Genomic DNA, 17,485 nt, shown 5'->3' on the forward strand with positions numbered 1-17,485 from the left:
GGGTTCGTCGGGGGCGGGGCCGGACTCGGTGACCCGTTCGGACCCCTGCTGCTGCTCAGGCTCGGAACTGGGCGCAGCGGACCGGGGCCGGCGGCCGGCTGCGGGGCGGGTGGCATCCCGCCTCGACGGGCTGCCGCTGGCGGTACGGGCGTCGAAGACCATGCGGCGATCCTGCCCGCTCCCGCGTGCCGGGGCAAACATCGGACGACCGTGGCGTACGCCTCAGGGACCACACCGGTCACATCCGGCGCCGGCGGACGGCGGGGCCGTGACAGGTCCGCCTACCCTGGCGGGCGCACAAGCACCGCCGGACGGAGGCCACCATGTCCTACCCACCGCCGCCCGGATCGGACGGCGTCTACCCGCCGCCGCCGGATCCGCCGGTCCAGGCCTACCAACCCCCGCCCGGTTACGGCTATCAGGGGTACGACTACGGCAACCCGGGCAGCCCGTACTCGCAGCCGGTCTACCCGTACGCGCCGGCCCGGCCGACCGAGGGCCTGGCCATCGCCTCCCTGGTCGTGTCGTGCGCCGGCGTGCTCGGGCTGTGCGCCTGGACGGTCGGCGGGGTGCTGGGCCTGGTCGGGGCGATCCTCGGGCACGTCGCCCGCCGCCGGATCCGCCAGACCGGCGCGAACGGCGCCGGCATGGCCCTGGCCGGCATCATCGTCGGCTGGGTCTGTACGGCCATCGCGGTGCTGGGCGTCGCCTTCCTGGTCGCCTTCGTGATCATGCAACCCGACACCTACTGACCGTTCAGCCGCCGGGCTGGGGTGCGGTCGGGACGCCGGGCTCGGCCAGCGGGATCACCTGACCCTGCTCGACGAAGATCAGCGGCGCGGTGCGCCCGTACCGGCGGGGCAGCTCGATGCGGGCGCGGTCCACGTCGGGGGTGCCGATCTCCACGCCGGCGCCGTCGTGCCGGGCCACCACGCTGGAGATGTGGACCCCGTGCGGCTGCCAGGCGGGGATGTCGGCGACGACCCGGTCGTGCCAGTCGGCGAGCTCCACCAGGCTGTGCGCGGTGTCGCGGACCACGATGCAGGTGTTGTCCGCGCTGAGCCGGATGAAGTCGTCGAAGGCGGCCGACGGCACCCGGTAGACGATCGCGCGCACCCGCTGCTGGTCCACCTCCAGCCCGGCGTAGCTGCCGGCGTGGTCGGCGCGGCCACCGGCGTCGATCCGGGCCATCGCCGCCGCGAGCGCCGCGGGGGTCGCCGGCAGCACCCGGCGGCCGACGGTCACGGTCTCGGGCTCGCGGGAGAACTCACATCCGGCCGTGGTCCAGCCACCGGTGAGCCCGGACTCCGGGACCTCCGGCTCGCCGCAGGAGCTGGTCACGAGCACCGCCCCGAGCAGCAGCAGACAGAGCCGGTATCGACAGCGGCGCATCTCATCCCCCCTCTCTACCGCGTACGGCAGCGGTTCGCCAAGGTTCAACGAGAGGAGCCCGGCCGAGCGGCGGCACCGGCGGGATCCGCCAGGTCGGCCAGCGAGGCGGTGGCCCGGCGGCGGTCCCGGGTGCCGCCCAGCACCACCACGGCCACCCCGGCCACCAGCAGGGCCAATCCCGGCAGCGCCGCCGCCCGGGGCGTCTGGCCCAGCCAGGCCCAGGCCAGCAGCGCCGCGCCGGGCACCTCCAGCAGGATCAGCACGCTCACCGCTGTTGCCGAGGTCCGCTGCAGCGCGTAGTTGAACATCGAGTGGCCCAGCAGCTGCGCGCCGACCACCAGCGCCAGGATCGCCGCCCAGGTGCGGCCGTCGTAGCCGTGCAGGCGTACCCCCGCGGCCAGGCAGACGACCAGCAGGATCGCCGCGCAGGTGCCGTAGCAGACCCAGGTGTAGGTCGTGGTGCTCAGCCGCGACCGGGCCTGTTCCCCGAAGGCCGTGTAGATCGCCGCCGCCACCGCGCCCACCAGCGCGAGGACGTCCGCCAGGACGGCCTGCGCCGACACCCCGACGTCGAGCCCGGTGGCCCACGCGGTGCCCGCGACGGCCAGCCCGATGCCCAGCCAGCCGGCCGGCGACGGGCGCCTGCCCTGTGCCGCCGCGATCAGGCCCTGCCAGACCGGCTGGGTCGCCACCAGCGCGGTCGCGGTGGCCACCGAGCCGAGCTGCACGCTGGGCATCCAGGTGGCGAAGTGCAGGGCCAAGGCCAGGCCGGCGAGCACCGCGAACAGCCCGCTGCGGCTGCGCAACGTACCCAGCTCCGCGCGCCGGGGGCCGGCCGTGATCGGGGTCAGCGCGGCGAAGGCGAGCCCGTTGCGCCAGAACGCGACTGCCAGGGCCGGCGCCGCCGCGAAGGCGATCAGGGGCGCCGAGGTCGAGACCGCGAGCACCGCCACGGTCAGCGCCGCCGCGGTCAGCCAGGCAGGCCGTTCGCGGGGTGAACGCATATTCATCCCTCGCAGTCACTTCTTGCATATGTGCGCATCACAGTTTGTCGACCTCTGTTGAGCGGAAAGTGAGCCAGTCGTTACGCTCGCCGCCGATGCATTCCGTCAATCCCTCTGGAGAGTGGTTTTCCATGCCCGCGTTCCAAGCGGTGGTGTTCGACTTCTTCGGCACGCTGACCCGTTCCGTCAGGAGGGGACCCCAGCACGCCGACATTGCGCGAGCGCTGGGCTGTGACCCCGACACGGTGCTGAGCGTTCTGGATCGTACGTTCCAGGACCGGGCCCGCGGCCGGCTCGGGTCCGCCGAGGCCACCCTCCGATGGGTCACCGAGCAGGCGGGCGGTCGACCCCGGACCGCTCAGCTCCAGGCCGCGGTGCCCGCCCGGGTCGACGCGCTGAAGGCCGACACCCGCCTGCGCGCCGACGCGGAGTCCGTGCTCCGGGCGGTCCGGCGGCGCGGCCTGCGCACCGCCCTGATCAGCGACTGCACCCACGAACTGCCCGCGTTCCTGCCGGGCATGCCGATCGCGCCGCTGCTGGACGCGACGGTCTTCTCGGTCGAGGTGGGCCTCTGCAAGCCGGACCCGCTGATCTACCTGGAGGCGAGCTGGCGGCTGCGGGTGGCGCCGGAGAACTGCCTGTACATCGGCGACGGCGGCAGCCGGGAGCTGACGGGCGCCGCCGCGGTGGGCATGACGGCGGTCCGGCTGGCCGCGCCCGACCTGGCCGACCACCTGGTGTTCGACCCGGACGAGGACTTCACCGGGCCGAGCGTGCCATCCCTGACGGCGATGCTGGAGCTGCTCGACCGGGAACCCGCTCTGGCCTAGTTGCATGCAGGATGCATTGAGGCGCCGGGGGTGGCGCGAGTGAGCGCTCCCGAACGGGGCCGGGTCGCGTGCGAGGATGGCCGGGTGACGACCGAGCTCGTGGCTGAGGCGATCAAGAAGGCCGGCATCGCCTGGATCAATGTGCCCGGCGGGCCGGCCCTCGGCCTGTGGGTCATGCCGCTCGACGGGTCGCTCATCGTGGTCTGCGGGCCCGGTGAGCAGGCCGCGCCGGGCCTTGCCGAGGCGGAGCGTGCCTCGGTGCGGCTGCGCGGCGACAACGGTGCCCTGATCGTGATCGTCGAAGCGTCGGTGGAACGGCTGACCCCGGGCAGCGAGGCGTGGGACGAGATCGCGCCGCAGCTGGCCGGGAAGCGTCTCAACGCCTCCGGCACCGCCGAGCAGCTGGTGGAGCGCTGGGCGCAGGCCGGCTGCGCGGTGCTGCGGCTCACCCCGGCCGACGAGCCGCCGATCGCCGCGCCGGATCTGCCGACGGGCTCCGCGGCGGCGCCGCCCCGCGAGACCCCGGCCCGGATCAAGGTCCGCCGCCCGTTCCGCCTGCACCGCGTCCGGAAACGCAAGCCGTAGGCGCAGGCCACGGTCAGCCGATGAAGGGTGGGACGGCGATCCGGCCGGACGCGACCGCGACCACGTGGCCCGAGACCGTCCCGAGGGTGGCTGCTCCGCCCCTGGCCGTCACCGTGCATTCCAGCAGCGACGGCCGGTGCATCTCGATGCCCTGGTGCACCGTGTACGCCGTCGTCCCCTCCCCCGGCAGCCACCCCTGACCCACCAGCCACACGCCCAGCCCCAACGCCGCCGAGCCCGTCGCCGGGTCCTCCGGCACCGACACTCCCGGGCAGAACACCCGGACGTACGCCGTCTTCTCCCGCTCCTCCCAGGCGACGACGCTGATGCCGGTCACGCCCAGCGCCCGGGCGCGTTCCGGGTCGGCCCATGCGCGGGCCAGCGCTTCCCGGCGTACCGGAAGGATCACGAATTCCAGGCCGCAGCCGGCCACCGCCGGCGTGCCGGCGAAGTCCTCCTCGCGCAGGCCGACCAGCTCCAGCATCTCCGTGGCCGGCAGCGGCGGGCCCAGCGTCGGTTTGCCGCCGGTCAGCGTCGCCGCGTCGGTGATCACCGTGATCGGCAGCATCCCTGCGCCGCATTCCTGGGTGAGCTGTCCCGGCTTCGCCAGGCCGCGCCGCACCGAGGTCACCGCCGCGCCGACGCTCGGGTGGCCGGCGAACGGCAGTTCCGTCTCCGGGGTGAAGATCCGGGCCCGGTACGTGGCCCCGGCCGCCGACGGGAGCACGAACACCGTCTCCGAAAGGTTGAACTCCCGGGCCAGCGTCTGCATCTGATCGCCGGCCAGCGCCTCCGCGCCGAACACCACGGCCAGCGGGTTTCCGGCGAAGGGGCGGTCGGTGAACACGTCGACGATCTCGTACGCCACGGTAGACATGGTCCGACGCTAACTTAGGCTGGTGGCGTGACCATGGGGAGCAGGGTTTATCTGGCGCGGCTCGCGGCGCTGCCCGTTTTTGACCCCAACGGAGACCGGGTCGGCCGGGTGCGTGACGCCGTGCTGCGGTTGCGCACCACCAACCGGCCGCCGCAGGTGGTCGGGCTGGTCGCCGAGATGGCGTTGCGGCGGCGGATCTTCCTGCCGATCGGGCGGGTCACCTCGATGGACGCCGAGGCCGTTGTGCTCGGCACCGGCATGCTCAACCTGCGCCGGTTCGAGAAGCGGCCCAACGAGCTGCTGGTGCTCGAGGAGGTGCTGGACCGGCGGGTCACCGTCGAGCCCGAGGACCTCCAGGGTCCCGGCCAGCCCGGGCACGTGGTGGATCTGGGCATGGAGCTCAACCGCAACAACGAGTGGCTGATCACCCGGGTCGCCGTCCGCCAGCACACCGGCCGGCTGGCCCGGCGCGGGCACACGTACCAGGTGGACTACAACCGGGTCCGCGGGCTGGTCGGGCCGACCGACACCCAGGGCACGTCCAATCTGGTGGCGCTGCTGGAGCAGATGCGGCCCGCCGACATGGCGAACGCCCTGCAGGATCTCGCCGACGCGCGGCGCAACGAGGTCGCCGCCGCGCTCAGCGACCGGACCCTGGCCGACGTGCTGGAGGAGCTGCCCGAGCACGACCAGGTCGAGATCCTCATCCAGCTGGACCGGGAGCGGGCCGCCGACGTGCTCGAACGGATGGACCCGGACGACGCCGCCGACCTGCTGGCCGAGCTGCCGAAGGCGGAACAGGCCGTGCTGCTCGACCTGATGGAGCCCGAGGAGGCCGCGCCGGTCCGGCAGCTGATGAGCTACACCCCGGGCACCGCCGGCTCGGTGATGACCTCGGAGCCGGTGATCCTGACGCCGGACACCACGGTGGCCGAGGCGCTGGCCCGGATCCGCGAGCCCGAGCTGTCCCCGGTAGTCGCCGCGCAGGTCTTCGTGGCGCGGGCGCCGTCGGCCACCCCGAGCGGCAAGTATCTCGGCATGGTCCACTTCCAGCGGCTGCTCCGCGAGCCGCCCTCCTCGATCCTGGGTGGCCTCATCGAGACCGACATTGATCCGCTGCAGCCGGAGACGAATCTCACCGAGATCACCCGGCGGATGGCGACCTACGACATGGTCGCGATGCCGGTGGTGGACAGCGCGTACCGGCTGGTCGGGGCGGTGACCGTGGACGACGTGCTGGACCACTCGCTGCCGCGGGACTGGCGGGACCGGGACGCCCAGGACGACCAGGAAGAGGCCCACGCGATCCAGCGGCAGGCGCGCGCGGATGACAACGAGGCCGGGACATGACCGACCAGCGCCGGGACCGGCTCGACCAGCCGATCGAGCCGGGACGGGTCCGGCTGCCACGGTTCGACCCGGAGGCCTTCGGGCGGTGGTCGGAGAGCATCGCCCGGTACATGGGCACGGCCAAGTTCATCGTCTACATGACGATCGTCATCGGCGCCTGGTTCGCCTGGAACACGCTGGCGCCGAAGGACATGCGCTTCGACCCGTACACGTTCACGTTCCTGACCTTGATCTTGTCCTTGCAGGCGTCCTACGCCGCGCCGCTCATCCTGCTCGCGCAGAACCGGCAGGCCGACCGGGACCGGCTGACGATGGAAGAGGACCGGCGCCGGGCGGCCATGCAGAAGGCCGACACCGAGTATCTGGCCCGCGAGATCGCCTCGCTGCGGATCGCCGTCGGCGAGGTTGCCACCCGCGACTTCCTGCGCTCGGAGCTGGCCCGGCTGGCCGACGAGCTCGACGAGGCCGCCCATCGACGGCAGAAGCTGGAACGTAAGGAGTGGGAGGAGGAGCGGGCCTGAGAGCGGGCAAGGACGCGACGTAGCATGGTCGGCATGTCCGCACCAGCCTCCACCATCGAGGACGCGATTCAGGCCGCCCTCGCCACCGTCGACGACCCCGAGATCCGCAAGCCGATCACCGAGCTCGGCATGGTCAAGGGCTTCACCGTCGCCGGCTCCGGTGTGAAGGTCGAGCTGCTGCTCACCGTCGCCGGGTGCCCGCTGCGCGACAAGCTCACCACCGACATCACCGCCGCGGTCACCAAGGTCCCCGGGATCACCACCGTGGAGATCGACTTCGGGGTCATGACCGAGGAGCAGCGCAAGGCCCTGCAGGCCTCGCTGCGCGGCGGCGGCGAGTCCGCCGAGCCGGTCATCCCCTTCGCCCAGCCCGGCTCCAAGACCCGGGTGTACGCGGTGGCCAGCGGCAAGGGCGGCGTCGGCAAGTCCAGCGTCACCGTGAACCTGGCAGCCGCGCTCGCCAAGCGGGGCCTGTCGGTCGGCGTGGTCGACGCCGACATCTACGGCCACTCGGTGCCCCGCATGCTCGGCGTCGACGGCCGGCCCACCCGGGTCGAAGACATGATCATGCCGCCGCAGTCGCACGGTGTGAAGGTCATCTCGATCGGCATGTTCACCGCGGGCAACGCCGCCGTCGTCTGGCGCGGTCCGATGCTGCACCGCGCGCTCCAGCAGTTCCTCGCCGACGTGTTCTGGGGCGACCTGGACGTGCTGCTGCTCGACCTGCCGCCGGGCACCGGCGACGTGGCCATCTCGCTGGCCCAGCTGCTGCCGAACGCCGAGATCCTGGTCGTGACCACCCCGCAGATGGCTGCCGCCGAGGTGGCCGAGCGGGCCGGCGCGATCGCCATGCAGACCCACCAGCGCCTGGTCGGCGTCGTGGAGAACATGTCCTGGCTGGAGCTGCCGGACGGCTCCCGGATGGAGGTCTTCGGCGCGGGCGGCGGTCAGACGGTGGCCGATTCGCTGACCAAGACGATGGGCGCCGCGGTGCCGCTGCTGGGTCAGATCCCGCTGGACACCCGGGTGCGCGAGGCCGGTGACGCCGGCACGCCGGTCGTGCTGGCCGACCCGGAGACGCCGGCCGCCAAGGCGCTGGACGCGATCGCCGACCGGCTGGCGATCCGGCGCGAGTCGCTGGTCGGCAAGCCGCTGGGGCTGCTGGTGAACGCCCGCAAGGGCTAGGTGGCGTCGAGGTCGAATCTGCGGGGCGCCGGGGTGGACTTCTCCACCGCGGCGCCGGCGTCGGTGCGCTGAGCCTTCAGGTCCGCCGCGGAGGCGACCTCGCTGAGATCCGACTTCACGCCGTTCAGGTCGCTCTTGACGTCCTCGAAGAGGCCCTGCAGCGGCTTGCGGATCGCCTGCTCGTCGTCCTCGCTCAGCAGGTGCTTGCGGATGAACGCCTTCGGGTGCAGATCCTGGAGCTGGATGTCGGTGCCCAGCTCACGGCTCAGGTCGGTGGTGGCGTTCTGGGCCATCGCGCGCAGGCCGCGCAACATCCGCAGGCCGTCGCCGATCACCTTGGGCAGCCGCTCGCCGAAGATCAGCAGGGCGAGCATCAGCAGGGCGCCGATCTCCCACCAGTTGAGGTTCTCGAACACGCGCGGACCTCCCTCGTCCCGTTCCCGGGCCAGAGTACGCACGCCCTCTGTGCCCCCGCTGTCCGCCCATGAGGGCGGTTCACTTCGCGTCTGCCGCCAGCGTCACGGAAGCCGTCTGGATCTTCGTGCCGCGCCGGTATTCGACCGCGACGACCGATTCCGGCGCGTACTTGCGGACCAGGGCGATCAGGTCGGTGCCGTCCTCCAGCAGGTGACCGTTGATCTTGGTGATCACGTCGCCGCCCTTCAGGCCGGCCGTCGCCGCCGGGCCGGCCGGCTCCACCGAGCGCAGCCGGGCCCCGGTCGAGCCGGTCGAGCCGGTGGCGCCGCTGGTGGTGACCTCGGCGCCGATCACCGTACGGCGGGCCTTGCCGTGGTCGATGATCTCGCGGGCCACCCGCATCGCCTGGTTGATCGGGATGGCGAAGGCGAGGCCGATGTTGCCGGCCTCGGTGTCGCTGGCGCCGACGGAGCGGATCACCGAGTTCATCCCGACCACCCGGCCGGCCGCGTCGACCAGCGGGCCGCCGGAGTTGCCCTGGTTGACCGCGGCGTCGGTCTGGATGGCCGCGTAGTAGCGGACCGTGCCGCCCGGGTCGCCGGCCTGGATGGTGCGGTCGAGCGCGCTGACGATGCCCGAGGTGACGGTGTTGACCAGCGCCAGCGGCGAGCCGAACGCGAGCACCGGGTCGCCGACGGCGATGGCGTCGGAGTCGCCGAGTGCGACCGCCGTCACATTCTTCTTTGCGACTTTGATCACTGCGATGTCCGACTCGGGGTCGCGGCCGACCAGCGTCGCCGACGCCGTGGAGCCGTCGCTGAAGGACACCGCGAGGGTGTCGTTGGCGCCCTCGACGACGTGGTCGTTGGTCACCACGTACCCGTCCGGGGAGATCACGAAGCCGGAGCCGATCGCCCCGGTGACCCGGACGGTGACCACGCTCGGCAGCACCTGCTTGGCCACCCCGGCCAGCGAATCCGGGGCGCGCTGCGCGGCCGACGGGGCCGCCTGGGGCGGGCCGCCGAGCGCGGTGCCGCCGCCGACGCCGCTGCGGGTGGCGAAGACGAAGCCCAGCGTGCCGCCGAGCCCGCCCGCCAGCAGGGCGGTGACCAGGCAGATCAGCAGCACGGGTGCGATCGAGCGGCGCGGCGCGTCCGGGTCGACGACCGGCTCGGGCTGCGGGCCGCTGCTCACCGGGGCGGTCGGCACCACCACCGCCGTGGGCGCGTACGGGTCCCGCCACGGATCGGCCAGTGCGTCGGACCACCACGGCGACCCGGCCGACGCGCCAGGCGTAGCGGACGGCGGCGGTGGAGGCTGGCGCCAGTTCCAGCCGTCGGTCACGTCGGTGCCTCCCAATGTCGTGCCGGAACCCCAGGGTCCGACATCCAGGATGACACGGATCGGTGGAGATCATCCGATCAGTGGGACCTCGGGCCCGTCCTCGCCGCTTTCCGCCGCCGAAGTCCCGGTGCGCGAAGGGTGACCATCGCTCTACGCTCATACCCGATGTGCACCGGTTCCGGACTGCGCATCCCCTCTCCAGACGGAGGTCGTCATCGTCACCGCAGCCCGATCGTTCGGCGCCCCGACCGCGCAGTCGGTGCAGTTCACCGAGGCCTACGCCGCCGAGGACATCGTCCTGCAGACCGCCCGCAGCCTGGCCCGCGAGGTCGGCCTGGCGGCCGTCTCCCCGGGCGCGGGGTCCGTGCTGAGCGTGCTCGCCGCGGCGGGCAGCGCCAAGGCGGTCGTCGAGATCGGCACCGGTACGGGCGTGAGCGGCGTCTGGCTGCTCCGCGGCATGCGCGCCGACGGCGTCCTGACCACGATCGACGTGGAGAACGAGCACCAGCGCATCGCCCGCCGGATCTTCCAGGAGGCCGGCTACGCCCCGTCCCGGACCCGGATCATCACCGGCCGCGCGCTGGACGTGCTGCCCCGCCTCGCCGACGGCGTCTACGACCTGATCTTCGTGGACGCGGACGCCACCGAGTTCGGCGCCTGCGCCGAGGCAGCGCTGCGGCTGCTGCGCCGCGGCGGGGTGCTGGTGGTCAACGGGGCCCTGGCCGGCGGCCGGATCAGCGACCCGGCGGCCCGCGACGTGGACACGATCACCATCCGCGAGACGGTCAAGGCGGTCCGGGAGTCCGAGGAATGGATCCCCGCGCTGATCCCGGCCGGCGCCGGCCTGCTCGCCGCGGTCAAGCGGTAGGCAGCCAGCGCAGCAGCGTCCGGGTGCCCCAGCCGGTGGCGCCCTGGCTGAGGTCGGCGTCGTCCTGCTCGGCCCAGCTGGGCGCCGACATGTCCAGGTGCGCCCAGCGGTCCAGCTGGTCGCCCAGGAACTCGCTGAGGAACAGCGCCGCCACCACCGAGCCGGCGCCGCGGGTGGGCGAGCTGTGCCGGTCGGCGATGTCGCTGTGCAGGTAGTCGAGGTAGTCGTCGGGCAGCGGCAGGCGCCACATCCGCTCGCCCGCGGCCTCCCCGGCGGCGGCCAGCGACCGGGCCAGCGCGTCGTCGTGGCTGTACAGCGCCGCGGTGCGTTTGCCGAGCGCGACCGAGTTGGCGCCGGTCAGGGTGGCCAGGTCGAGCACCACGTCCGGGCGCAGCTCGGCGACGGCGTAGGCCAGCGCGTCGGCCAGGACCAGCCGGCCCTCGGCGTCGGAGTTGGTGCTCTCGGTGGTGCTGCCGTCGTACTGGGTGATCACGTCGCCGGGCCGGTAGGCCGAGCCGCTGACCGCGTTCTCCGCCAGCGGCGCGAGCGCGGTGACGCGTACCGGCAGGCGCAGGTCGGCGGCGCCCAGCGTGGCCGCGACGACCGCGGCCGCACCGCTCATGTCCTTCTTCATCAGCTTCATGCCGTCGCGGGTCTTGATCGACAGACCGCCGGTGTCGAAGGTGATTCCCTTGCCCACCAGGACCACATGCCGGGACGCGGGGCCCGGATCCCAGCTCAGCTCGAGCAGCCGGGGCGGGGTGGCGGACCCGCCGCCGACCGCCAGGATGCCGCCGAAGCCCTCGGCCGCGAGCTGCTCCGGCTCCCGCACGGTCACGGTCAGGCCCGGGCGTGTCGCGGCCTCGGCGACGACCTGCTCGGCGAACCAGGCCGGGTTCTTCACCGACGCCGGAGTGTTGGCAAGATCACGCGCGAGCCAGGTCGCCGCGGCGGTCACGCGGGCGGTCTCGAGGCTCTGCCCGTACGCCTGGGACTCGCCGGCGGCGATGGTGATCTCGGTGGTGCGGGGGCCCTTGGGCGCGTCACGGAAGCGGTAACCGCCGAGCCAGAGGCCCTCGGCGAGACCACGGAGCGCGTCGGCGGGCACCCCGGCGAGGAGCTGGATCTGCAACGGCTCGTCCGGGCGCACCGTCCGGATGACGGCCGCGCCGGCGGCCCGCCAGCCCGCCTCGTCGCCCGGGCCGACGCCGGCCAGCAGGACCTTGCCGGGTTGCCGCGTCGGGCGCGGCAGCACCTGCACCGCACCGGGCTGCCCGGGATCGTCCGCGCTGCTCAGCAGGGCTGCGAGCTCGGCCGCCAGGTCGGCGGGCACAGGCCCGGCGCCGGTCGGCGAACCATCGGCGCCGACCGCGAACACGCGGGTGGCTCCGGCGGCGAGCTCGGGCGTCAGCCTGATCACGAACACTGGAGGATGACCTTTCCTCAGGACGTGGAAAGCCCGCCGGTACGGCAGGTACCGTACCGGCGGGCCACGTGAAACGTCAGCCGGCGATCGCCTTCAACGCGTCACCAAGCGCGTTGGCCTCGTCCGGAGTCATCTCAACGACGAGACGGCCACCACCCTCCAGCGGGACGCGCATGACAATCCCGCGTCCTTCCTTGGTGACCTCCAGCGGACCATCGCCCGTCCGCGGCTTCATCGCCGCCATCTTGTCTCCCCTCAGACCTACATCAGGGTCGGTGGGTTACCCCACAGCCACTTGCTTCGAACGGCTAACGCACCGTGCTCAGCCCCACGATGCGCCGTACCTCGTTTCCGACCGGCGGAGTCGCCCCCGCTGGACCGACCCGAGACCGCAGCGCTGCGGGCCTCGACCGACGTCACGCGACGTGGCCCACCGTGCCGATCAAACATTTTCCCTGATGAACACCGGCGAACCCAAACCCAGCCCGGGCGGATGTGACAGCGTCTAGCATATCGCCTTTCGGGCTGTCACAATGTGCGGTCATGCAGGCGCGGTCGGCACTCTTCGACCTCTACGGCGACTATCTGCGTCCGAGAGGCGGTCGCGCGCCGGTCGCCGCCCTCGTCAAACTGCTCGCGCCGGTCGGCATCGCGCCGCCCGCGGTCCGCACCGCGGTCTCCCGGATGGTGCGTCAGGGCTGGTTGCACCCTATGCGACTGGTTTCCGGCCCGGGATATCTGCTCACCCCGAAAGCCGCCCGCCGGCTCGACGAGGCGGCGGCCCGGATCTACCGGACCGGCCGCAACGGCTGGGACGGACGCTTCGATCTGGTGCTCACGCACGCCCCGGTCCCGCGCCGGGAGGCGAAACGCCTGACTTTTCTGGGGTACGGAATGTTGGGGGAATTCGCCTGGGTCGCCCCGCGCGCCGCGGACGAGGTGGACGCCGTGCTGGCCGACGCGGGGGTCACCTACGAGCGGTTCAGCGCCAGTCACACGGCCGGCTCACCCGGCGCGGTCCAGGTCGTCGGGCGGGCCTGGGACCTGCCCCGGATCGGTCAGGCCTACGAGGAGTTCATCGCCGAACAGCGACCCATCGTCACCGCGATCAACGCCCGCAGCACCGACGAGGAGGCGTACGCGGCCCGGTTCCAGCTGGTGCACGCGTGGCGCTCGTTCCTGTTCCGCGACCCGCAGCTGCCCGCCTCGTTGCTGCCGGCCCGCTGGCCGGGCACCAGCGCGGCGACCTTCTTCGACCGGCACGCCGCCCGGTTGCGGCCGCAGGCCGACCGCTTCGTCGAGAGGTGCCTGGCGTCGGTGACCCGCGGCGGACGTGTGGGATTCTCAGAACCATGACGGATTCCTTGCTCGTCGACCGCACCGATGCTGTCGTCACCCTCACCTTGAACCGCCCCGACGCGATGAACGCTCTCGACGTGGATCTCAAGGAGGCCCTGCGGGACACGCTGGCCGCCATCGAGACCGACCGCTCGGTCCGGGCGGTCGTGCTGGCCGGGGCGGGCAAGGCCTTCTGCGTCGGCCAGGATCTCCGCGAGCACGCCCGCGACCTGAACAAGGGCGCCACCGAGCTGGACACCGTGCGGCAGCACTACAACCCGATCGCCCAGCGGCTGGCCAGCCTGCCCAAGCCGGTGGTCGCGGCCGTCCGGGGCACCGCGGCCGGCGCCGGCGCGTCGCTGGCCCTGCTGGCCGACTTCCGGATCGGCGGCCCGCGCACCACGTTCCTGATGGCGTTCGCCAACGTCGGCCTGGCCGGCGACACCGGCGTGTCCTGGTCGCTGCCGCACATCGTGGGCCGGGCCCGGGCGTTGGAGCTGCTGCTGCTGGCCCAGCCGGTACGCGCCCAGGAGTGCTTCGACTACGGACTGCTGACCCAGCTGCTCCCCGACGACGAGCAGGTGCTGCCGGCCGCGCAGGAGCTGGCCGCCCGGCTCGCCGCCGGCCCCACGGTGGCGTACGCGGCCATCAAGCGGGAGCTCTCGATCGGCACCGCCGGCTCGCTCTCCGACGCGCTGGCCGCCGAGGCACAGGCGCAGGCCATCTGCGGCGGCACCGCCGACCACAAGTCCGCGGTGACCTCGTTCGTGGCGAAGGAGAAGCCGGTCTTCCAGGGACGGTGATTCTTCCGGCGGGGTCGTATCGACGGTATGAGTCTTTCGGGATACCCGTATCAATGCCGGTAAATGTTTGACTTTGCCCCATCGAGAACGGTGCGTCGCACGGCGCACCTTCGGCTGGGGAGGTCTGGATGGCAAGGTGGCGCAGGATCCTGGGCGGGGCGGCAGCCGCTCTGACGGTGGCCGCGATGGGCACCCTGATGCAGTCGTCGCCCGCGGCGGCCGCCCCCGACGGCCCGGACATGGTCGTCGGTGGCACCACGGCAACGCAGGGTGAGTTCCCGTTCATGGTCCGGCTGTCGATGGGGTGCGGCGGCGCGCTCTACAGCCCGACCCTGGTGCTGACCGCCGCCCACTGCGTGAACGGCACCGGCACCAACACGTCGATCACCGCGACCATCGGGGTGGTCAACCTCAACTCGACGAGCAAGGTCACCCGCAAGTCCAACTACGTCTACCGGGCCCCCGGCTACAACGGCAACGGCAAGGACTGGGCGCTGATCCGCCTGGCCAGCCCGGTGACCGGCTTCGCGACGCTGCCGATCGCCAGGACCACGGCGTACGACACCGGCACCTTCACGATCGCCGGCTGGGGCGCGGCCACCGAGGGCGGCGGCCAGCAGACCACCATGCGCAAGGCGACCGTTCCGTTCGTGAGCGACACCACCTGCAACTCCAGCAGCATGTACGCCGGCCAGATCATCGCCAGCAACGAGATCTGCGCGGGTTACGCGGCCGGTGGCGTGGACACCTGCCAGGGCGACTCGGGCGGCCCGATGTTCCGCCGCGACTCGGCCAACGCCTGGATCCAGGTCGGCATCGTCAGCTGGGGCGACGGCTGCGCCCGGCCGAACAAGCCCGGCGTCTACACCCAGGTGAGCTACTTCGCCTCGACGATCGCCTCGGCGGCCACCAGCCTCGGCGGCTGACCCTCCCGCTGTGCGAAAGCGGGCCCGGAGCAGCTGCTCCGGGCCCGCTTCTCAGTCGTCGTCCTCGTCCTCTTCCGGGTCCAGGTTGGCCTGCTCACCGAGGACGAACGCCTGCATGGCCAGCTCGTTGCCGGAGGGCGAGACGAAGGTCGGCAGCTCGGCCGGCCCCAGCTCCAGCGCGTACGACCAGAACTGCCGCACGGCCTCCGCCGGGGTCGCCGCCTCGATCGGCAGATCCAGGCTGACCAGCCAGGTCTGCCGGTCCGGGCCGGCCGCCAGCCGGGCCGCGAGCCGCTGGAACAGTTCCTCGTCCACCTCGGCGACCGGCTCGGCGAGCTTGAGCTCACCGCCGGGCACCGGCTGGTCGAAGGCCCGCCGGGTGTAGGTGACCGACAGCTCGGGCACGCCGTGCGCACCCCGCCTGGCCGGCGCGGCGGCAACCACACCGAGCGCCACCACCTGCGCGGCCTCCTCCGCCGTGACCAGCAGAACCTGGTCCCCGGCCGCCGGTTGCACCCCGGCCAGACCCGCCACGGTCAGGGTGTCGTGATGGAACAACCGCTCGGTCGCCCACCGATCCGCTGGAATGATCACCGCCCACTGCGCCATGCGCACCATCTCATCACGCGCGCCGGGAGCGGTCGGCGCTGGCTCGGGCGGGGTGTCCGGGGTAGCGCCCAGAACGGCGGCGCGAGGGGCCTGAGCGGGTCGCTGGAGGCCGGGAAGCGGCGCGGGGTGGTCTTGCCTGGGCGACGAGCCCGGCCCCGCAGAATCGAGCTGATCACCCTGAGCGCCCTCCCGGGTCCGGCTGACTCCCGGCGGCGGGCCGGCCCGGCCGGGCGGCTGCCGGCGCCCGGCGAGGCGGCTCGGCGAGGCCGGGCGGCTGCCCGGCCCACGGCCGAGCCTGGTCCTCCCGCCGGGCGGGCGGTCAGGGGCGGGTCGGTGGGACGAAGCAGTCGGCGAGGTGGTCGTCGACCATGCCGGTCGCCTGCATCAGGGCGTAGGCCGTGGTCGGGCCGACGAACTTGAAGCCGCGTTTTTTCAGCTCCTTGGCCAGCGCGACCGACTCGGGTGTGGTCGCCGGCACCTCCGCCCGGGTCCGCGGCCGGGCCCGGGCCGGTGGCGCGTGGGACCAGAGCAACGTGGCCAGCCCGTCCGGCAGGTCGGCGGCCACCCGGGCGTTGTGCAGGGCGGCGTCGACCTTCATCCGGTTACGGACGATCCCGGCGTCGGTCATCAGCCGGGTCGCGTCCGCCTCGGTGAACGCCGCCACCGCCGGGATCGAGAAGCCCGCGAACGCCGCCCGGAAGGCCGGCCGCTTGCGCAGGATGGTGATCCAGGAGAGCCCGGACTGGAACGCCTCCAGCGTCATCCGCTCGAACAGGGCGTCGTCGCCGTGCACCGGCCGGCCCCACTCGAGGTCGTGGTAGGGCAGGTAGTCGGGGGTGCTGCCGCCCCATCCGCACCGGGCCAGGCCGTCGGGCCCCAGCACCAGGCCCGCGGCCGTCACGTCTGTCATGCCGAGCAACCTACGAGAGACCCCCGACAGGAATTCAGGACAGGCGGCCCTGCTCGACCAGGCGGCCGAACTTCTTCAGCGCGCCCTTGAGGCTCAGCTTCGAGCCGGGCCAGATCAGCGGCCAGGCCAGCTTGACCGCCTGCCCGCCGGGCAGGTGGAACCACTCGTGCATGACGACCTGGGTGCGGTCACCGGCCATCGCGGTGCAGCGCATCGAGGCGGGACCGCGCAGGATCTTGCCGCAGTGCACCACCCGGACCTCGTACGGCGCGTCCAGGCGGACCACCCGGATCTCGTCGCGCAGCCCGGTCGTGCCGACGCCGGTGATCGCCTCGATCAGGCTGCCCTCGCCGCCGTCGCCCTCGACCACCCGCACCCGGGTGAACGGGATCCAGTCGCCCTGCCGCTCCCAGTTGACAAAGGCCGCGAAGACCCGGTCGGCCGGGGCGTTGACGATGACGGTGGCGGTGACCTCACCGGTGCCGGGCCGGGCGGCGTCACCGAGGCCGTCGACCGGTCCAGGTGTGCTCATCGGCTCTCCGCCGGTTCCTCGTCCGCGGCGGCCGTGCGGCCCTTCTCCGGCTGCGCGGCGGCAGCAGTCGGAGCCGGCTGCGCCTCGGCGTCCGGGGCGGGCGCGGGCTTGTCGTCCGAGGAGATCACGTCGGGCACCACCACGGGCTCGGGCGGCGGCGGGGCCACCGCGGCCTCGCGGGCCCGGCGCAGCACGTCCGCGTCGGCCGTCCGGCCCTCCCGCAGCGCCGCGACCTCGGCCTCCAGCACGCCGATCAGCTCACCCTTGTAACCGATGTCATAGGCGGCCCGCTGCAGCGCCTGGTCGACCTGCGCCATCCGGTAGCCCCGGAACGCGATGTCGAACCGGGTGCGGATGACGTCCTCCTCGCCCAGCGGGCGGTCGCTGGGCAGCGGCAGGGCCTTGCCATCCGGCTCGACCGGGGTCAGGCCCGGGTCGCCGCCGCTGAGCATGACGGTCACCCCGAACACGATCGCAGCAACGACCAGTGCCACGACGACGAAAAGGAAAAGCTGACCCATGGGCACGATCGTGGCACGACCGCTGCGGGTGTGCGAGCCCGCCACCC

21 protein-coding genes are annotated in these 17,485 nt (G+C 72.8%); 10 read left to right on the plus strand and 11 right to left on the minus strand.

Annotation, left to right across the window (positions count from 1 at the left end; all coding sequences use genetic code 11):
- Positions 1-323 precede the first annotated feature (323 nt).
- Entirely contained in the window at positions 324-752 is a 429-nt protein-coding gene (locus ACIBQZ_RS08105) for a DUF4190 domain-containing protein (RefSeq protein WP_396087750.1), read from the plus strand.
- A gap of 4 nt (positions 753-756) precedes the next feature.
- Here ACIBQZ_RS08105 and ACIBQZ_RS08110 read toward each other — a convergent pair whose 3' ends face one another.
- Positions 757-1,392, minus strand: a complete 636-nt coding sequence (locus ACIBQZ_RS08110; RefSeq protein WP_396087751.1) for a hypothetical protein — start codon at positions 1,390-1,392, stop codon at positions 757-759.
- Positions 1,393-1,436: 44 nt separating this feature from the next.
- Positions 1,437-2,396 carry a DMT family transporter gene (locus tag ACIBQZ_RS08115; RefSeq protein WP_396087752.1) on the minus strand — a complete coding sequence of 320 codons (960 nt, stop codon included), beginning with the start codon at positions 2,394-2,396 and terminating at the stop codon, positions 1,437-1,439.
- A 131-nt stretch (positions 2,397-2,527) separates the two neighbouring features.
- Between ACIBQZ_RS08115 and ACIBQZ_RS08120 the strand changes: the two genes are divergently transcribed.
- Both ACIBQZ_RS08120 and ACIBQZ_RS08125 read left to right on the plus strand, forming a co-directional pair.
- Complete coding sequence (locus ACIBQZ_RS08120; RefSeq protein ID WP_396087753.1) at positions 2,528-3,226, plus strand: HAD family hydrolase; 699 nt, start codon at positions 2,528-2,530, stop codon at positions 3,224-3,226.
- An 84-nt stretch (positions 3,227-3,310) separates the two neighbouring features.
- A complete protein-coding gene (locus ACIBQZ_RS08125; protein ID WP_396087754.1) occupies positions 3,311-3,811 on the plus strand; it encodes a hypothetical protein in 501 nt (166 codons plus the stop codon).
- A 13-nt stretch (positions 3,812-3,824) separates the two neighbouring features.
- Here the strand turns inward: ACIBQZ_RS08125 and ACIBQZ_RS08130 are convergent, their stop codons facing one another.
- Positions 3,825-4,688 carry a PhzF family phenazine biosynthesis protein gene (locus ACIBQZ_RS08130; protein WP_396087755.1) on the minus strand — a complete coding sequence of 288 codons (864 nt, stop codon included), beginning with the start codon at positions 4,686-4,688 and terminating at the stop codon, positions 3,825-3,827.
- Positions 4,689-4,721: 33 nt separating this feature from the next.
- Between ACIBQZ_RS08130 and ACIBQZ_RS08135 the strand changes: the two genes are divergently transcribed.
- Genes ACIBQZ_RS08135 through ACIBQZ_RS08145 form a run of 3 tightly spaced genes read left to right on the plus strand, consistent with a single transcriptional unit; the run spans position 4,722 to position 7,744 of the window.
- Positions 4,722-6,038, plus strand: a complete 1,317-nt coding sequence (locus tag ACIBQZ_RS08135) for a magnesium transporter MgtE N-terminal domain-containing protein (protein WP_396087935.1) — start codon at positions 4,722-4,724, stop codon at positions 6,036-6,038.
- Entirely contained in the window at positions 6,035-6,559 is a 525-nt protein-coding gene (locus ACIBQZ_RS08140; protein WP_396087756.1) for a DUF1003 domain-containing protein, read from the plus strand. Before ACIBQZ_RS08135 ends, ACIBQZ_RS08140 begins: the two co-directional genes overlap by 4 nt.
- Before the next feature lie 33 nt (positions 6,560-6,592).
- Positions 6,593-7,744: an Mrp/NBP35 family ATP-binding protein gene (locus ACIBQZ_RS08145; protein WP_396087757.1), complete on the plus strand. Its 1,152-nt coding sequence runs from the start codon at positions 6,593-6,595 to the stop codon at positions 7,742-7,744.
- Here ACIBQZ_RS08145 and ACIBQZ_RS08150 read toward each other — a convergent pair.
- On the minus strand, positions 7,741-8,160 hold the full coding sequence (locus tag ACIBQZ_RS08150) for a preprotein translocase subunit TatB (protein WP_396087758.1): 420 nt from the start codon (positions 8,158-8,160) through the stop codon (positions 7,741-7,743). The genes ACIBQZ_RS08145 and ACIBQZ_RS08150 overlap by 4 nt on opposite strands.
- 79 nt (positions 8,161-8,239) lie before the next feature.
- A complete protein-coding gene (locus tag ACIBQZ_RS08155; protein ID WP_396087759.1) occupies positions 8,240-9,505 on the minus strand; it encodes a S1C family serine protease in 1,266 nt (421 codons plus the stop codon).
- Between the two features lie 259 nt (positions 9,506-9,764).
- On the opposite strand from ACIBQZ_RS08155, the gene ACIBQZ_RS08160 reads away from it, so the two are divergent.
- Complete coding sequence (locus tag ACIBQZ_RS08160) at positions 9,765-10,373, plus strand: O-methyltransferase (protein WP_396087760.1); 609 nt, start codon at positions 9,765-9,767, stop codon at positions 10,371-10,373.
- Here the strand turns inward: ACIBQZ_RS08160 and ACIBQZ_RS08165 are convergent.
- Positions 10,363-11,751: a leucyl aminopeptidase family protein gene (locus ACIBQZ_RS08165; protein ID WP_396087936.1), complete on the minus strand. Its 1,389-nt coding sequence runs from the start codon at positions 11,749-11,751 to the stop codon at positions 10,363-10,365. The two genes, ACIBQZ_RS08160 and ACIBQZ_RS08165, sit on opposite strands and share 11 nt — an antisense overlap.
- A gap of 124 nt (positions 11,752-11,875) precedes the next feature.
- Positions 11,876-12,043 carry a DUF3117 domain-containing protein gene (locus ACIBQZ_RS08170; protein WP_015625691.1) on the minus strand — a complete coding sequence of 56 codons (168 nt, stop codon included), beginning with the start codon at positions 12,041-12,043 and terminating at the stop codon, positions 11,876-11,878.
- Positions 12,044-12,342: 299 nt separating this feature from the next.
- Here ACIBQZ_RS08170 and ACIBQZ_RS08175 point away from each other — a divergent pair, with 299 nt between their 5' ends.
- From ACIBQZ_RS08175 to ACIBQZ_RS08185, 3 genes are all read left to right on the plus strand, one after another.
- On the plus strand, positions 12,343-13,155 hold the full coding sequence (locus tag ACIBQZ_RS08175) for a PaaX family transcriptional regulator C-terminal domain-containing protein (protein WP_396087761.1): 813 nt from the start codon (positions 12,343-12,345) through the stop codon (positions 13,153-13,155).
- Positions 13,152-13,940, plus strand: coding sequence for an enoyl-CoA hydratase-related protein (locus ACIBQZ_RS08180; RefSeq protein ID WP_396087762.1), 789 nt, complete (start codon positions 13,152-13,154; stop codon positions 13,938-13,940). Before ACIBQZ_RS08175 ends, ACIBQZ_RS08180 begins: the two co-directional genes overlap by 4 nt.
- Before the next feature lie 128 nt (positions 13,941-14,068).
- Positions 14,069-14,866 (plus strand): S1 family peptidase, encoded by a 798-nt coding sequence (locus ACIBQZ_RS08185; protein WP_396087763.1) that lies wholly within the window; start codon positions 14,069-14,071, stop codon positions 14,864-14,866.
- 51 nt (positions 14,867-14,917) lie between these two features.
- Here ACIBQZ_RS08185 and ACIBQZ_RS08190 read toward each other — a convergent pair whose 3' ends face one another.
- From ACIBQZ_RS08190 to ACIBQZ_RS08205, 4 genes are all read right to left on the minus strand, one after another.
- Complete coding sequence (locus tag ACIBQZ_RS08190) at positions 14,918-15,475, minus strand: hypothetical protein (RefSeq protein ID WP_396087764.1); 558 nt, start codon at positions 15,473-15,475, stop codon at positions 14,918-14,920.
- Positions 15,476-15,794: 319 nt separating this feature from the next.
- Positions 15,795-16,385: a DNA-3-methyladenine glycosylase I gene (locus ACIBQZ_RS08195; protein WP_396087765.1), complete on the minus strand. Its 591-nt coding sequence runs from the start codon at positions 16,383-16,385 to the stop codon at positions 15,795-15,797.
- 34 nt (positions 16,386-16,419) lie between these two features.
- The gene (locus tag ACIBQZ_RS08200; protein ID WP_396087766.1) at positions 16,420-16,917 is read right to left on the minus strand and encodes an SRPBCC family protein; all 498 of its coding nucleotides are present in this window, start codon (positions 16,915-16,917) and stop codon (positions 16,420-16,422) included.
- A complete protein-coding gene (locus ACIBQZ_RS08205; protein ID WP_396087767.1) occupies positions 16,914-17,438 on the minus strand; it encodes a DivIVA domain-containing protein in 525 nt (174 codons plus the stop codon). Before ACIBQZ_RS08205 ends, ACIBQZ_RS08200 begins: the two co-directional genes overlap by 4 nt.
- Positions 17,439-17,485: the final 47 nt, after the last annotated feature.

Source organism: Actinoplanes sp. NPDC049599, from assembly GCF_044465625.1.
Lineage (GTDB): Bacteria > Actinomycetota > Actinomycetes > Mycobacteriales > Micromonosporaceae > Actinoplanes.

What these genes read in the sequence shown, in the direction of transcription:
- ACIBQZ_RS08205 (WP_396087767.1), bottom strand. Translation starts at nt 17,438, where the DNA reads ATGGGTCAGCTTTTCCTTTTCGTCGTCGTGGCACTGGTCGTTGCTGCG.
- ACIBQZ_RS08105 (WP_396087750.1), top strand. Translation starts at nt 324, where the DNA reads ATGTCCTACCCACCGCCGCCCGGATCGGACGGCGTCTACCCGCCGCCG.
- ACIBQZ_RS08130 (WP_396087755.1), bottom strand. Translation starts at nt 4,688, where the DNA reads ATGTCTACCGTGGCGTACGAGATCGTCGACGTGTTCACCGACCGCCCC.
- ACIBQZ_RS08115 (WP_396087752.1), bottom strand. Translation starts at nt 2,396, where the DNA reads ATGCGTTCACCCCGCGAACGGCCTGCCTGGCTGACCGCGGCGGCGCTG.
- ACIBQZ_RS08170 (WP_015625691.1), bottom strand. Translation starts at nt 12,043, where the DNA reads ATGGCGGCGATGAAGCCGCGGACGGGCGATGGTCCGCTGGAGGTCACC.
- ACIBQZ_RS08110 (WP_396087751.1), bottom strand. Translation starts at nt 1,392, where the DNA reads ATGCGCCGCTGTCGATACCGGCTCTGTCTGCTGCTGCTCGGGGCGGTG.
- ACIBQZ_RS08180 (WP_396087762.1), top strand. Translation starts at nt 13,152, where the DNA reads ATGACGGATTCCTTGCTCGTCGACCGCACCGATGCTGTCGTCACCCTC.
- ACIBQZ_RS08175 (WP_396087761.1), top strand. Translation starts at nt 12,343, where the DNA reads ATGCAGGCGCGGTCGGCACTCTTCGACCTCTACGGCGACTATCTGCGT.
- ACIBQZ_RS08200 (WP_396087766.1), bottom strand. Translation starts at nt 16,917, where the DNA reads ATGAGCACACCTGGACCGGTCGACGGCCTCGGTGACGCCGCCCGGCCC.
- ACIBQZ_RS08135 (WP_396087935.1), top strand. Translation starts at nt 4,722, where the DNA reads ATGGGGAGCAGGGTTTATCTGGCGCGGCTCGCGGCGCTGCCCGTTTTT.
- ACIBQZ_RS08190 (WP_396087764.1), bottom strand. Translation starts at nt 15,475, where the DNA reads ATGGCGCAGTGGGCGGTGATCATTCCAGCGGATCGGTGGGCGACCGAG.
- ACIBQZ_RS08185 (WP_396087763.1), top strand. Translation starts at nt 14,069, where the DNA reads ATGGCAAGGTGGCGCAGGATCCTGGGCGGGGCGGCAGCCGCTCTGACG.
- ACIBQZ_RS08140 (WP_396087756.1), top strand. Translation starts at nt 6,035, where the DNA reads ATGACCGACCAGCGCCGGGACCGGCTCGACCAGCCGATCGAGCCGGGA.
- ACIBQZ_RS08195 (WP_396087765.1), bottom strand. Translation starts at nt 16,385, where the DNA reads ATGACAGACGTGACGGCCGCGGGCCTGGTGCTGGGGCCCGACGGCCTG.
- ACIBQZ_RS08145 (WP_396087757.1), top strand. Translation starts at nt 6,593, where the DNA reads ATGTCCGCACCAGCCTCCACCATCGAGGACGCGATTCAGGCCGCCCTC.
- ACIBQZ_RS08120 (WP_396087753.1), top strand. Translation starts at nt 2,528, where the DNA reads ATGCCCGCGTTCCAAGCGGTGGTGTTCGACTTCTTCGGCACGCTGACC.